Consider the following 14788-nt stretch of genomic DNA (forward strand, 5'->3'; position numbering starts at 1 on the left):
CCCCGCGTGCGTGCACGCGGCCCCTTCGCGCCCGCCAGAGTCCATAGCCATGTCCAAGCAGCCTGCCTCCCTCCGCTCGCTCGAGCATCACGACGCGTTCGTGGAACGCCACATCGGCCCCAACGCGGACGAGATCGCGCAGATGCTGCGCGTGGTCGGCCACGAATCGCTCGACGCGATGACCGACGCCATCGTCCCCGGCTCGATCCGCTCCGGCGACGCGCTGGCCCTGCCGCCGCCGATGACCGAGGTCGACGCGCTGGCGAAGATCCGCGCGATCGCCGACCGGAACACCGTGTTCCGCAGCTTCATCGGCCAGGGCTATTACGGCACCCACGTGCCCAACGTCATCCTGCGCAACATCCTCGAGAACCCGGCCTGGTACACGGCCTACACGCCCTACCAGGCGGAGATCTCGCAGGGCCGCATGGAGGCGCTGATCAACTTCCAGACCATGCTGGCCGACCTCACCGGCATGGAGATCGCCAACGCGTCCCTGCTCGACGAGGCCACCGCCGCGGCCGAGGCGATGACCCTGGCCAAGCGCTCGGCGAAGTCGAAGTCCAACGTCTTCTTCGTGTCGAAGAACGTGCATCCGCAGACGCTCGAGGTGCTGCGCACCCGCGCCGGCGGCCTCGACATCGAGCTGCACGTCGGCGACGACGCCGATGCCGCCACGGTCGACAGCTACGGCGTGCTGCTGCAGTACCCGGACACCTTCGGCCGCATCCACGACTACCGCGCCGTGGCCGAGGCCGTGCATGCGCGCGGCGGCGTGGTGACCGTGGCCGCCGACCTGCTGGCGCTGACCCTGATCGCCGCGCCGGGCGAATGGGGCGCGGACATCGTCGTCGGCAACACCCAGCGCTTCGGCGTGCCCTTCGGCTTCGGCGGCCCGCACGCGGGCTACATGGCCTGCCGCGACGCGTTCAAGCGTTCGATGCCGGGCCGCCTGATCGGCGTGTCGGTCGATGCCGAGGGCAACCCCGCCTACCGCCTCACCCTGCAGACCCGCGAGCAGCACATCCGCCGCGAGAAGGCCACGTCCAACATCTGCACCGCGCAGGTGCTGCTGGCGGTGATGGCGTCGATGTACGCGGTCTACCACGGCCCCGACGGGCTGACGCGCATCGCGCGCCGCGTGCACCGCTACACCGCGATCCTGGCCGAAGCCCTGCGCAAGGCCGGCGCCAGCGTGGGCGGCGACTTCTTCGACACCCTGCACGTGAGCGGCATCGACGCCGCCGCCGTGCACGCGAAAGCGCGCGAGGCACGCATCAACCTGCGCATGATCGACGACGGCGGCGTCGGCATCAGCCTCGACGAGACCACCACCCGCGAGGACGTGGCCGCGCTCGCCGCGCTGTTCGGCGGCCAGGTCGACGACATCGACGCGCTCGACTCGGCGACCGCCGACGCCCTGCCGGCCGGCCTGCTGCGCACCAGCCGCTTCATGACCCACCCGGTGTTCAACACCCACCACAGCGAGCACGAACTGCTGCGCTACATGCGTGCTCTGGCCGACAAGGACCTGGCCATGGACCGCACGATGATCCCGCTGGGCTCGTGCACCATGAAGCTCAACGCGACCGCCGAGATGATCCCGATCACCTGGCCGGAGTTCAGCCAGATCCACCCGCTGGCGCCGGCCGACCAGGCCGAAGGCTACACGGTGCTGATCGACGGCCTGGAGGCGATGCTGGCCGAGATCACCGGCTATGACGCGGTCAGCTTCCAGCCCAACTCCGGCGCCCAGGGCGAGTTCGCCGGCCTGCTGGCGATCCGTGCCTACCTCGCCTCGAAGGGCGAAGGCCACCGCGACATCTGCCTGATCCCCGAGTCGGCGCACGGCACCAACCCGGCCTCGGCGCAGATGGTCGGCATGACCGTGGTGGTGACCCGCTGCGACGCGAACGGCAACGTCGACGTCGCCGACATCCGTGCCAAGGCGGAGAAATACTCCGACCGCCTGGCCGCGATCATGATCACCTATCCCTCCACGCACGGGGTGTTCGAGGAGGACGTGGTCGAGATCTGCGAGATCGTCCACACGCATGGCGGCCAGGTGTATACCGACGGCGCCAACATGAACGCCCTCTGCGGCGTGGCGCGCCCGGGCAAGTGGGGCTCGGACGTCAGCCACCTCAACCTGCACAAGACCTTCTGCATCCCGCACGGCGGCGGCGGCCCCGGCGTCGGACCCTGTGCGGTGAAGTCGCACCTCGCGCCCTTCCTGCCGCGCGCCTTCGGCGGCGAGGGCGAGGTCGGCATGGTCTCGGCGGCCACGCACGGCTCGGCCAGCATCCTTCCGATCAGCTGGATGTACATCGTGATGATGGGCGCCGAAGGCCTGCGCCGCGCGACCCAGGTCGCCCTGCTCAACGCCAACTACGTCGCCAAGCGCCTCGAGCCGCACTACCCCACCCTGTACACCGGCCGCAACGGCCTGGTCGCGCACGAATGCATCCTCGACCTGCGCCCGCTCAAGGACCGCACCGGCGTCGGTGCCGAGGACGTCGCCAAGCGCCTGATCGACTTCGGCTTCCACGCGCCCACGCTGAGCTTCCCGGTCTCGGGCACGCTGATGGTGGAGCCGACCGAGAGCGAATCGCTGCACGAGCTCGACCGCTTCATCGACGCCATGATCCAGATCCGCGACGAGATCCGCGCGATCGAGGACGGCCGCCTGGACCGCGAGGACAACCCGCTCAAGCACGCCCCGCACACCGCGGCGCAGGCCTCGGCCAGTGAGTGGACCCACGCCTATCCGCGCGAGCTGGCGGTGTTCCCGCTGCCGTCCCTGCGCCTGCAGAAGTACTGGCCGCCGGTGGCGCGCGTTGACAACGTGCACGGCGACAAGAACGTGTTCTGCAGCTGCATCCCGATCGGCTCGGCCGAGGACGAGCCCGAGGCGTTCAGCGAGCCCGACGTCGCCTGAGCCGCCGGCGCGCCGCCCCCGCGGGCGGCGTGCCGCTCAGCCCGCTTGCGTCTGCGGACGCACGCGGAACACCACGCTCATGCGCGGGCCCACGGCCCGCGCCGTCTTCGTCGACCATGCGGTCGTACGCCCGGAGCCGCCAGCATGCGCCCACGCCGGCTTTACGCCATTCGCGACACGATGTGCGCTCACTTGCAGCGGAGCAGCCCATGGCCCGGCCACGGACCCCGACCTCGACCCCGCCCGGCGCACAGCCGCCCACCTCGACCCGGCCTCCCGCGCGGAAACCCGCCGGCAGCGTGGGCCGTCCGGCCGATGGCGACCCGGAGGCCGATGCGCCGCGCGGCTCGGGTGGCGAGTACCAGCAGCAGGCAGGCGACGGTCGTCCGCAGCTGACCACCAACCAGGGCGTGGTGGTTGCCGACAACCAGAACTCGCTCACGCAGGGGCCGCGCGGCCCGACCCTGCTGGAGGATTTCATCCTCCGCGAAAAGATCATGCACTTCGACCACGAGCGCATTCCCGAGCGCGTGGTCCATGCCCGGGGCTATGGCGCACACGGCTATTTCGAACTCGACGAATCGCTGGCGCAGTACACCCGCGCGAAGCTCTTCACCGAAGTCGGCACGCGCACGCCGGTCTTCGTCCGCTTCTCGACCGTGGCCGGCAGCAAGGGCTCGATCGACACCCCGCGCGACGCGCGCGGCTTCGCCGTGAAGTTCTACACCAGCGAAGGCAACTACGACCTGGTCGGCAACAACATCCCGGTGTTCTTCATCCAGGACGCGATGAAGTTCCCCGACCTGGTGCACGCGGTGAAACCCGAGCCCGACCGTGGTTTCCCGCAGGCCACCGCGGCCCACGACACGTTCTGGGACTTCATCTCGCTCACGCCCGAATCCATGCACATGATCATGTGGGCCATGAGCGACCGCACCATCCCGCGCTCCCTGCGCACGATGGAGGGCTTCGGGGTGCACAGCTTCCGCTTCCTCGACGCCGAAGGCCGCAGCACCTTCGTCAAGTTCCACTGGCGACCGGAGCTGGGCGTGCAGTCGACGGTCTGGGACGAGGCGATGAAGCTGCAGGCCGCCGACAACGATTACCACCGCCGGGACCTGTTCGAGGCCATCCAGCGTGGCGACTTCCCCGCCTGGACGCTCGCGGTGCAGCTGTTCACCGAGGAGGAGGCCGCAGGGTTCCCGTTCGACCACCTCGACCCGACCAAGATCGTGCCGGAGTCGCTGGTGCCGCTGCGGACGGTGGGGCGCATGGTCCTCGACCGTTGGCCGGACAACTTCTTCGCCGAGACCGAGCAGGTGGCGTTCTGCCCGGCCAACCTCGTGCCCGGCATCGACTTCAGCAACGACCCGCTGCTGCAGGGCCGTCTGTTCTCCTACCTGGACACGCAGCTGATCCGCCTGGGCGGCCCGAACTTCCACCAGATCCCTGTCAACCAGCCCAAGTGCCCCTTCGCCAATCACCAGCGCGACGGCCACATGCAGATGCAGGTGCCGCGGGGGCGGGTCAATTATGAACCAGCTCGCTGCAGGACGACAGTCCGCGCGCCGACGCGCGCGCGGGCTTCCGCAGCCATCCCGCGGCCGACGACGGGGTCAAGGGCCGCGTGCGGCCGGAGAGCTTCGCCGACCACTTCAGCCAGGCACGCATGTTCTTCCGCAGCCTGGAGGCGCCCGAGCAGGCGCACCTCGCCTCGGCCCTGGTGTTCGAGCTGTCCAAGGTCGAGACGCCCAAGGTCCGCGAACGCATGGTCGGCCAGCTGCGCAACGTCGACGAGGCGCTCGCCACCCGCGTGGCCGACGGCCTCGGCCTCGACGCGCTGCCGGCGGCGCCGCCCGCGGCGATGCCGGCGCAGGACCTGCCGGCGGCGCCGGAAGTGCGCATCATCGGACGCATGAAGGCGACCCTGCAGGGGCGCTGCGTCGGCATCCTGGTCGACGAGGGCAGCGATGCCGCCGCGTTCGAGGCGCTGCGCGACGCCGCGGAAGCGGCGGGCGCCACGGTCAAGGTCGTGGCGCCCAGGCTCGGGGGCGCCACGCTGTCGGACGGCAGGAAGCAGCCGGCGGACGGGCACCTCGCCGGCACGCCCTCGCAGGTCTTCGACGCGGTGGCGGTGGTGCTGTCCGATGACGCAGGGAAGGCACTCGCCATGGAGTCCGCGGCGGTGGATTTCGTGTCCAACGCCTGGGCGCACCTGAAGGCCATCGCCTTCGATGCCGGCGCCTTGCCCCTGCTCGAGGCGGGCAACGTCGGCCGCGACCCGGGCATCGTCGATGCCGGCCAGGTGCAGGCGTTCATCGAAGCGGCGAAGCTTCGTCAGTGGGCGCGCGAGCCCACCCTGCGCACGCTGGCCTGAGCATGTCCGGCGCAGGCAGCGACGCGGTCGCCCGGCCGGACCCGGCCGACCGCTACGCCTCGGTACGCTCGCGCACCGTCGCCCTTGCCGCCCCGCTCTCGCCCGAGGACGCCCAGCTGCAGTCGATGCCCGACGCCAGCCCGGCGAAGTGGCACCTGGCCCACACCACCTGGTTCTTCTCCCGCTTCGTCCTCGGTGATGCGCCGGGGGACATGCCCGCCGGCTGGGACTTCCTGTTCAACAGCTACTACGTGGGCGCCGGCCCGCGGCACGCGCGCGCCGAACGCGGCCTGGTCTCGCGGCCTACGCTGTCCGAGGTGCTGGCCTGGCGCCGCCGGACGGATGACCGCGTCCTCGCCCGTCTTGCGCGCGACGAACTGGGGCCGGAAGCGCGCGACGTGCTGGTCCTCGGCACCCATCACGAGGAGCAGCACCAGGAGCTGCTGCTGACCGACATCAAGCACGCGTTCTGGACCAGTCCGCTGCAGCCGGCGTATGCGCCGGCGGGGCCGGACCCCGGTACGGCGCTGGACGCCTGGCCTTCCGGCGACGCCTGGCAGGCCGGCGACGCTGCACATCGCAGTGGCGCCCAATGGCTCGCGCGCGACGAATCGATCATCACCGTGGGCGCGCCCGCCTGGCCATCGGCTAGCGCCGACTTCGCCTACGACAACGAAACCCCGCGCCACCGCGTGCTGCTTGCCGCCCACGCGATCGCTGCCCGGCCCGTCGAAAACGCCAGCTACGCCGCCTTCGTCGCCGACGGCGGCTACCGCACGCCGAGCCTGTGGCTGAGCGATGGCTGGGACCAGCTCCAGCATGGAGGCTCGCAGCGCCCGCTGTACTGGCACGCCGACGGCGTGCGCGAGTTCACCCTCGCCGGCTGGCAGGCGCGCGATCCCGGGGCGGCGGTGCGCCATCTCAGCCACTACGAGGCCGATGCGTTTGCCCGCTGGGCCGGCGCGCGCCTGCCCACCGAGGCCGAATGGGAGGCCAGCGCCGCCGCGCTCCAGGGCGTCGGCCAGTGCTGGGAATGGACCTCGAGCGCCTACGGCGCCTATCCCGGCTTCCGCCCCCTGGCCGGCACGCTCGGGGAATACAACGGCAAGTTCATGAGCGGCCAGCTGGTCCTGCGCGGCGGCAGCCGTGCGACGCCGCCGGGCCACGCCCGCGGGACCTACCGCAACTTCTTCGCACCCCATGCGCGCTGGCAGTTCTCGGGCCTGCGCTTGGCCAGGGATCCCGCGTGAACACACCCCGCATCACCGACCTGCATCCCAGCGACGACGACATCGCCGGCGACGTGCTCCGCGGCCTGGCGTCGTCGCCCCGGCGGCTGCCGTCGAAGTATTTCTACGACCAGCGCGGCTCCGAGCTGTTCGAGGCCATCACCTGCCAGCCCGAGTACTACCCCACGCGGATCGAACTGGCGATGCTCGCCGACCACGGCGCGGACATCGCGCGTGCGGTCGGCCCGCGCGCGCACGTGGTGGAGTACGGCAGCGGCAGCGGGCGCAAGACGCGCCTGCTGCTGGACGCGCTGGTCGATCCGGTCGCGTACACGCCGATCGAGATCTCGCGCTCGGCGCTGACCGCCAGCGCACGCCGCCTGGACCGCGAGTTCGACGACGTCGAGGTGCTGCCGGTGCTGGCCGATTTCACCCGGCCGGTGCCGCTGCCCGTGCCTGCGCGCGCCGCGGCCTCGGCGCTGGTGTTCTTCCCCGGCTCCACCCTGGGCAACTTCACCCGCGACGAGTCGGTGCGCCTGCTCGCCGCGATGCGCGACACCATGGGCGGCGACGGCGCCGCGCTGCTCGGGCTGGACCTCGAAAAGGACCCGGCGATCATCGAGGCCGCTTACAACGACGACGCCGGCGTGACCGCCGCGTTCACCCTCAACCTGCTGCACCGCCTCAACCGCGACCTGGGCTGCGACTTCGACCCCGCGGGCTTCGCCCACCGCGCGCGCTACCTGCGCGACGAGGGACGCATCGTGACCACGCTGGAAAGCCTGCGCGCGCAGGTGGTGACGGTCGAAGGCCAGGCGTTCGCGTTCGCGCGCGGCGAGGAGATGCAGGTGGAGCAGAGCCAGAAGTACACCGATGCGCGCATCGCCGCGCTGGCCGCCGATGCCGGGCTGCGCGTGGTGGACGGCTGGAACGACCCGGACGACTGGTTCGCGCTGCGGCTGCTGCGCCGCGCGTGATCCCGCGCCCGGGCGCGGAACCCGGCCGCGCGCCACGCGCCGCCTGGCTCAGGAAACGACGTCCGGCCGCTGGCGCGGCACCACCTCGGGCGCCAGCATGATCTTCGCCCCCTTGAAGTACATCATCCGCAGCTGCCTGCCGCGCGGCGACCAGCCGATGAAGTGCGCCCGCGCCTCCTCCTCGAACATGTCGCGGTAGCGCTGGGCCATCTCGTCGTTCTGCAGCTCGATCATCACGCCCACCGCTTCGGGTTTCGGCAGCGAAGCGTTGTATGCCTCGAGCGTGTCGCGGATGCAATTGAGGAACGGCATGGTCTGCTTGAGGCCACGCACGCCGACGTCGAAGAACTGCCGGTACAGGTAGGTCGGCTGGCCGAACGACGGCACGATGCCCAGCACCGCCGTGCCCACGCCCCAGATCGCACCGCTGTCGGCGTCGCGGCCGATCGCCACCGCCTGCGACGCGCGCTCGGCGGCCTTGGTCGGATCGGGAAGCGCCCGGTTGCGCGCCCACAGCGCGATCAGCTCCGACGACAGCTCGGGCGTCACCTGCTTCCAGACCGGCACGATCTCCAGGCTCACCCTTCCACCCCGTTGCACTGCATGCGATCGGACATCGGCACCCTCCTCCACGGACTGCGCCCGATCATGGCGCAAGCGGCAATGGCCGCGCAACGCAGGGTGCGGTCCGTGGCGGCGCTCACCAGCTGTAGCCCATGCGCACCCACAGCGTGCGGCCGGGCTCGTTGATGCGCACCGCGTCGGCCGGATAGCCGAAGTCGGCGTTGCCGGCGAGGTTGAGGTGCTCGCTGTAGGCGCGGTCGAACAGGTTGTCGACGCCCGCGGTCAGCTGCACGCCGCTGTCGAAGCGGTAGCCGGCGTTGAGCGCCAGCGTCGCGAAGCCCGCGCTGGGACCGATGTCCTGGCCGACCACGTTGCCGTAGCCCTCCGCGACGCGGTCCTGGCCGTCGGCCACGCGCACCAGCGCACCGGCCGACCAGCTGCCGCTGGTCCAGTCGGCGCTGAAGCGGCCTTCCAGCGGCGGCATCTGCGGCAGCGGGCGTCCGCTGTCGCGGTCCTTGCCGCGGGCATAGGCCAGGCTTCCACCGAGCTTCCAGCTGTCCGAGGGCCGGAACTCCAGGCCCAGCTCGGCGCCGCTGGTCTGCGCGTCGATGTTCGACACCGTCGAGCGCGCGCCCATCATTCCGCTGGTGTAGCGGAACTGGATGAAGTCGTCGACGCGCCCGGCGTAGGCCGAGACCCAGGCATCGAAGCGCGCGCCGCGGTACTGCAGGCCGACGTCGAGCTGGGTGGTCTTCTCGGTGTCCAGGCCGGCGAAGGCGTTGACCGCGCCCGCGGGGCCGGCGTTGGCCGAGAACAGCTCCCAGTAGTCGGGCATGCGCTCGGTGTGGCCGATGCCGGCGTACCAGCTCAGGGTCTTGTCGACGTCCTGCTCGAAGCGGACGAAGCCCGCGTTGAGCGTCTCCTCGCGCGACTGGCCGGCGGTGGGATTGGGCATCGCATGCCCGCCGTGGCCGCCGGCGATGCTGGCCCGACCGTCCTCGGCGCCCGCGCGATCGACGCGCGCGCCCGCGATCCAGCGGTTGCGCTCGCCCTGGAACCAGGTGCCCTCGGCGAAGGCGCCGAGGTTGTCGAAGCGCGCGTCCACCGTCCACGGCACCGCCAGGTAGGCGCCGCGGCCCATCGCGCTGCGGCGGCGGTGGCGGCTGTCCTGGGCGTCGATGCCGGTGACCAGCTCGAAGGCCGCGCCGCGCCAGGTGGCCGCCGCGCGTCCGCCGGTGGTGCTGCGCTCCACGTTCGAGGCCATCGGCATCGGCATGGCGCCGGCCGGGTTGGGATCGCGCAGGCTGTAGTTGTCCATCACGTGGTCGGCCACGTTGTGGAACAGGCTGGCCTCGAATGCCTGGAGGGCGCCGAGCTCGAGGTTGGACCTCTCGAAGCGCAGGCTGGTGTTGGTGCGGTCGAACCGGCTGCCGTCCATGCCGCGGGTGGCGTAGCGCGCCTGGCCGTCGCCGATGCCCAGGCCGAGCTCGAGCAGCGTGTCCGCGTCGGGCGTCCAGCCCAGCGCGAGGTCGGCGTTCCACTTCTTCCAGGCCGAACCGACGCGGTCGCCGTTGCCGTCGTCGTAGTCGCCGGACTCGGAGCGGTTGGCGCTGACCCGCGCATAGCCCAGCGGGGCGCCATACGTCGCATCCACCACCTGGTCGTTGCGGCCCCAGCTGCCGCCGAGCGCGCTGCCGGCGAACTTGAACGCCGGCTCGGCGAAGTACTCGCGGTCGCGCTCGAAGCGCACCGTGCCGGCCGATGCGCCCGGACCCCAGAGCACGGTCTGCGGACCCTTGGTCACCACCAGCGCGTCATAGGTCTCGGGCGCGATGTAGGACATGGCGTTGTCCATCCGCGACGGACAGGCGCCGGGCATCGCGCCGTCGTTGGTGAGCAGGTTGAGGCGCGAGCCGAACATGCCGCGCAGCACCGGGTCGCCGTTGCTGCCGCCGTTGCGCACGGTGCTGAAGCCCGGGATGGTCTTGAGGTAGTCGGCGCCGTCGCTGGCGGGCACCGGCTGGCGGGGGAGCTTCGGGCTTGTTTCCCAGGTGAGCGCGGACACCGGCGCGGCGGCGGTGACCACCATCGCGTCGAAGTCGACGGTGCGCAGCGGATCGGTGGCGGAATCACCGCCGGCCACGTCGTTGGCGAGGAGCACGGGGCTGGCAAGCGCGGCGACGATGGCGATGAAGAGGCAGGACGAACGGATCGAGGGGCAATAGCGGACCGACATGGCGGTAGCTCCATGGGACAGACACAGGGGGTTTCGGATGCGCGCGGCGGGACGCGGCGCGCGGGGCGGCCGTCAGCCGAGGCGCGGCGGACCGCGGGAGCCGAGCCCGCTGGGATGCAGCCATGGCAGCCGCGGCGCGGCGGGGCTGGCGGGCCTGGTGGTTGGCGGCAGAACGGCCGCGGGTGTCGTCGCGAACCGCGTGGTGGCGAGCAGCGAGGACAGCAGCGGGCAGTAGTCGCAGTCGGCATCGCCCGGGGCGGCGAGCGGCGCGCCCGGCGCACCGGCGTCCGGTGCGGCGGTGGCGGCGTGCGCGTGGTGGCCAGCCTGGAGCGCCGAATGCGCGCCCGCGTCGTGCGCCGCTCCGCTGGCCACGTGGACCAGGCGACCGGCGGTGGGCACCGCCACGAGCATCAGCGCCGCCAGCAGTGCCAGCCGACCGATCCACTCCTGGAATGCACGCGCGTTCATCGTGGACGGATTATCGGAATCGACCGGCGCGCCGCCCCTGACCCAGGTCAAGCAGCCGCCATTTCCGTACCACCGCGTATGCGCTTGATCCAGGTCATGGAGCCGCGGTCCGCGTGTCATTAACGTGCGTCCCATCGGCGAAGGAGCACGCGCTCCCCAGCCCCAACGGCTCAGTCAACCCGCAAGGAAACCCGCCATGAGAAACCTGGTCCTGATGTTCGCACTCGCCGCCGCAGGCGGTTTCATCCCGCACGACGTCGCCGCCCAGGGCCCGTCCTCGGTTACCCCCGTCGCCGACGTCACCTTCAGCCTGCGTACCGCGATCCAGGACGGGCAGATGGTGTTCATCGGCAACGCCGGCCCGATCAAGGACCAGGTCAACCCCGACCTGCGCGTGCCCGAAGGCGCGGTGGTCGCGATCACGCTGACCAACGCCGACGGCGCGATGCATGACATCGCGGTGCCCGAGTTCGGCGCGCAGTCCGACCAGGTGATCGGCGAAGGCGCCGCCACCACGATCGTGTTCCGCGCCACCAAGGGCGGTGCGTTCGAGTACCTGTGCACGATCCCGGGCCACAAGCTCGCCGGCATGTTCGGCAAGCTGATCGTCGGTGACGTCAAGGAAGTGGTGAGCACGGCGATCGACGTCGCCAAGGACCCGGCGCAGGTCGGCGAGCCGGTGGGCGACCGCGCACCCAAGCACATCACCTACGACCTGCTGACCACGGAAGTGGAGGGCCAGCTGTCCGACGGCAGCACCTACCGCTACTGGACCTTCGACAACACGGTCCCGGGCCCGTTCCTGCGCATCCGCCAGGGCGACACGGTGACGATCAACCTGAAGAACGCCGAGGACAGCATCAACATCCACTCGGTCGACTTCCACTCGGTGACCGGCCCCGGCGGCGGCGCGGCGGTGACCCAGGTGCGCCCCGGCGAGACCAAGAGCTTCACCTTCAAGGCGCTGCACCCGGGCCTGTTCGTCTACCACTGCGCCACGCCGATGATCGCCCACCACATCTCCAACGGCATGTACGGAATGATCCTGGTCGAACCCGAGGGCGGCCTGCCCAAGGTCGACAAGGAGTACTACGTCATGCAGGGCGAGCTCTACACCGCGCAGAAGCACGGTTCCAGCGGCCTGCAGGAGTTCTCGGTCGACAAGCTGCTCGACGAGAAGCCCGAGCACCTGATGTTCAACGGTTCGATGAACGCCCTCACCAAGACCTTCAACATGAACGCCGTGGTGGGTGAGGAAGTGCGCATCTTCTTCGGCGTCGGCGGCCCGAACCTGGTGTCGAGCTTCCACCTGATCGGCGAAGTGTTCGACCGGGTCTACGACCTGGCCTCGTTCACCAGCCCGCCGCTGAAGGACGTGCAGACCACGCTGGTGCCCCCGGGTGGCGCGACGATGGTCGAGTTCAAGGTCGACTACCCCGGCAAGTACATCCTGGTCGACCACGCGCTGTCCCGCGCCGAGAAGGGCCTGGCCGGATTCCTGACCGTCACCGGCGAGGCGGATCCGACGATCTTCGACACGAGCGAGAAGATCGACGCATCGTCCGGCCACTGACCGGTCCGCGGCTCCAGCAACACGGACGGCCCCGCACATGCGGGGCCGTCTTTTTTCGTGCCTGTCAAGCGCCCGCGCGTCATCGCCCAGTCACGCGATGTGAGACGAAGACGGGGACAATAGGCGCATGCACCAGATGATCGAACTCCACCCGAAGCCCGACGCGCTCGATGTCCTCGGACTTCCCGCCATCCCCTATCCCGTCGCCCTGCCCGTGTTTCAGGCGGCGGTCGCCAACGACGGCGAGCCGCCACTCGCGGACATGCTGCTCGGCCTGCAGCTGCGCGCCGCGGACGCCAGGGCGGACTGGCAGCGCATGGAGCCGGCGATGGCCCGCCTGGCCGAACTGCTGGCGGGCGACGACATGCGCGAGCGCATCCCGCTCGAGTGCGCACCGTGGCTCGAGGTCGCGCCGGTCGAGCCCGACCGTGCCGCGCTGGCACTCGTGCGCGGCGACCTGGCGCTCGCGGCGCTTTCCTTCGAAGAGGGCCGCTGGCAGGTGGCCGCCTGTCGCCCGCTCGACGCCGGCGCGCTGCGCCTGCTGCACGCCCTCCCGCGCGATCCCGCAACCGCCGGATCGCTTGCCACGTGCGCGGACGCCGATCCCGCGGTGGATCCGGGCGCAACCTGCTTCGTGCGCTGGTCGCCAGGCCTGGCCGCGGACGCACCGGCGACCCGTCGTGCCGCCTGCGTCTCCGCCGAGATCCGTACCTTCGTCAGGCTGGGCGGCGCGGCCGGCTGAGTTCCGCCAGCAGCGCCGGCACTTCGCCCGCGATCTCGCGGGCGAGGAAGCCCAGGTCGCCGATGCGCCGCCCGAGCCGCGCACCGGCGCGCGCATGCAGCCACACGCCCCAGCATGCCGCCTGCGCCGGCGTCGCCCCCCGCGCGCACAGGCCGCCGACGATGCCGGCGAGCACGTCGCCTGATCCCGACGTCCCCAGGCCTTCGGAGCCACCCCGGTTCACCCACAGCGTGCCCGAGCCATCGGCGATCCAGGTCGTGGCGGACTTGAGCACCAGCACCACGTCCCATTCCTGCGCGAAGGCGGTCGCGATCCTTGCGGCGTCGGCCTCGACCTCGCTGGCGTCGCAACCCAGGAGCGAGGCCATCTCGCCGTGGTGCGGGGTGAGCACCAGGCGCGGACGCTCGCGCATCCGGCGCCAGGCCCGGAGCACGGCGAGATCGATCGCGCCGGCGTCGAGCACCGCGCTGCGCTGCGCGCGCGTGAGCAGCCGCGCCGCCATCGCGCGCAGCTTCGGACCGGACTCGGCGCCCGGCCCCAGCACCACCGCGTCCGCACCCGCTGCAACCTTCGGCAGTTCGCGTCCGGTGCCGGCTAGGTCGCCATTGGCGTCCTCCGGCAGGCCCAGCACGCGGGCTTCCGGCACGGCAACCGCAAGCGCGGGCGCCGCGCCGCGCGCCACCGCGATCTGCAGCTTGCCGGCACCGGCACGCAGCGCCGCCTCTCCGGCCAGGCGCACGGCGCCGGCCAGCTCGCGATGGCCGCCAACCACCAGGACCCGGCCACGCGCCTCCTTGCCGCCGCCGTCCGGCGTCGGCAGCGGCCAGGCACGCAACAGGCCGGCGCCCAGGGCGCGTGCCGCCGACGGCGCGCGCGGGACCGCGCTCATCGCGGGCCGGCAGGCACGTCGGCCGCGCCGGTCACCGCGGCGCCGGCTTCGCGCAGCGGCAGCGCAAGGTTCGCCACCTCCAGCGAGAAGCGCGCCTCCGGGTCCGAGCGGTCGAGCGCGTAGGCGGTCACCGAACAGTTGGGCACGTCGGCCTTGCGGTCGACGCCGAGGATCTCCGCCTCGTCCATGCATTCCAGCAGGTAGCGGAAGCAGTTGACGATCACCTGGTGGGCCACGATCAGCACGCGCTCGCCGACGTAGTCGCGCCGCAGAACCTCCTGCACGCTGCGCAGGCGCAGGATCACGTCGCACCAGCTCTCGCCGCCGGGCGGCCGGAAGTAGAACTTGCCGACGCTGTCGCGCTGCGCGGCGAGGTCGGGGAACTTCGCGCGGATGCCGGCGCTGGTATAGCCGTCCAGGATCCCGAACTCCTTCTCGCGCAGGCGCTCGTCGACCAGCACGTCGTCGTCCGGCGTGCCCAGCGCGCGTGCCACCGCCTCCATCGTCTGCCGCGAGCGGACGAATGGCGAGCTCATCAGGGTGGTCGGACGCATGCCCGGCGGCAGCCGCGCGAACCACTCGCCCAGCGCGCGGGCCTGCTCATGGCCGAGGTCGGACAGCGGCGTGTCCGCGTCGCGCGTCTCGAGGTCAATCAGGTGGTGGGCGGCCAGCTCCGCGCGGTCGCGCGCGACGTTTCCGGCGCTCTGGCCATGGCGCACGATCCAGAGACGGTCGGGCCAGTCGGTGTGTCGCAGTCGTGCCATCGGTCGCTCGCCTTGCGGCACTGCAGGTTCG

General features: G+C 71.3%; 10 protein-coding genes and 1 pseudogene. 6 read left to right on the top strand and 5 right to left on the bottom strand.

All coding sequences use genetic code 11. The features are described 5' to 3' along the window. The first annotated feature begins 49 nt into the window (after positions 1 to 49). From gcvP to egtD, 4 genes and pseudogenes are all read left to right on the top strand, one after another. Positions 50 to 2938, top strand: coding sequence for an aminomethyl-transferring glycine dehydrogenase (gene gcvP, locus JG616_RS03265; RefSeq protein WP_199391668.1), 2889 nt, complete (start codon positions 50 to 52; stop codon positions 2936 to 2938). Positions 2939 to 3237: 299 nt separating this feature from the next. Continuing rightward, positions 3238 to 5315: pseudogene (locus tag JG616_RS03270) on the top strand (catalase). A 2-nt stretch (positions 5316 to 5317) separates the two neighbouring features. Next, complete coding sequence (locus JG616_RS03275) at positions 5318 to 6565, top strand: ergothioneine biosynthesis protein EgtB (protein WP_199391669.1); 1248 nt, start codon at positions 5318 to 5320, stop codon at positions 6563 to 6565. After that, positions 6562 to 7521 carry an L-histidine N(alpha)-methyltransferase gene (gene egtD / locus JG616_RS03280; protein WP_199391975.1) on the top strand — a complete coding sequence of 320 codons (960 nt, stop codon included), beginning with the start codon at positions 6562 to 6564 and terminating at the stop codon, positions 7519 to 7521. The genes JG616_RS03275 and egtD overlap by 4 nt, the downstream gene beginning before the upstream one ends. 48 nt (positions 7522 to 7569) lie before the next feature. Here egtD and JG616_RS03285 read toward each other — a convergent pair whose 3' ends face one another. From JG616_RS03285 to JG616_RS03295, 3 genes are all read right to left on the bottom strand, one after another. Then, the gene (locus JG616_RS03285) at positions 7570 to 8103 is read right to left on the bottom strand and encodes a hypothetical protein (RefSeq protein ID WP_199391670.1); all 534 of its coding nucleotides are present in this window, start codon (positions 8101 to 8103) and stop codon (positions 7570 to 7572) included. Between the two features lie 118 nt (positions 8104 to 8221). After that, entirely contained in the window at positions 8222 to 10321 is a 2100-nt protein-coding gene (locus tag JG616_RS03290) for a TonB-dependent copper receptor (RefSeq protein WP_199391671.1), read from the bottom strand. Between the two features lie 72 nt (positions 10322 to 10393). Next, positions 10394 to 10789 carry a DUF2946 family protein gene (locus tag JG616_RS03295; protein ID WP_199391672.1) on the bottom strand — a complete coding sequence of 132 codons (396 nt, stop codon included), beginning with the start codon at positions 10787 to 10789 and terminating at the stop codon, positions 10394 to 10396. 196 nt (positions 10790 to 10985) lie between these two features. On the opposite strand from JG616_RS03295, the gene nirK reads away from it, so the two are divergent. Next, on the top strand, positions 10986 to 12362 hold the full coding sequence (nirK, locus tag JG616_RS03300; RefSeq protein ID WP_199361109.1) for a copper-containing nitrite reductase: 1377 nt from the start codon (positions 10986 to 10988) through the stop codon (positions 12360 to 12362). Between the two features lie 127 nt (positions 12363 to 12489). After that, complete coding sequence (locus tag JG616_RS03305) at positions 12490 to 13104, top strand: hypothetical protein (protein WP_199391673.1); 615 nt, start codon at positions 12490 to 12492, stop codon at positions 13102 to 13104. On the opposite strand, the gene JG616_RS03310 is transcribed toward JG616_RS03305, so the two are convergent. Beyond that, positions 13079 to 13993, bottom strand: coding sequence for an NAD(P)H-hydrate dehydratase (locus JG616_RS03310; RefSeq protein ID WP_199361104.1), 915 nt, complete (start codon positions 13991 to 13993; stop codon positions 13079 to 13081). The two genes, JG616_RS03305 and JG616_RS03310, sit on opposite strands and share 26 nt — an antisense overlap. Then, entirely contained in the window at positions 13990 to 14757 is a 768-nt protein-coding gene (locus JG616_RS03315; protein WP_199361102.1) for a histidine phosphatase family protein, read from the bottom strand. Before JG616_RS03315 ends, JG616_RS03310 begins: the two co-directional genes overlap by 4 nt. Positions 14758 to 14788: the final 31 nt, after the last annotated feature.

The organism is Luteimonas sp. MC1895 (genome assembly GCF_016457215.1).
Taxonomy (GTDB): domain Bacteria; phylum Pseudomonadota; class Gammaproteobacteria; order Xanthomonadales; family Xanthomonadaceae; genus Luteimonas.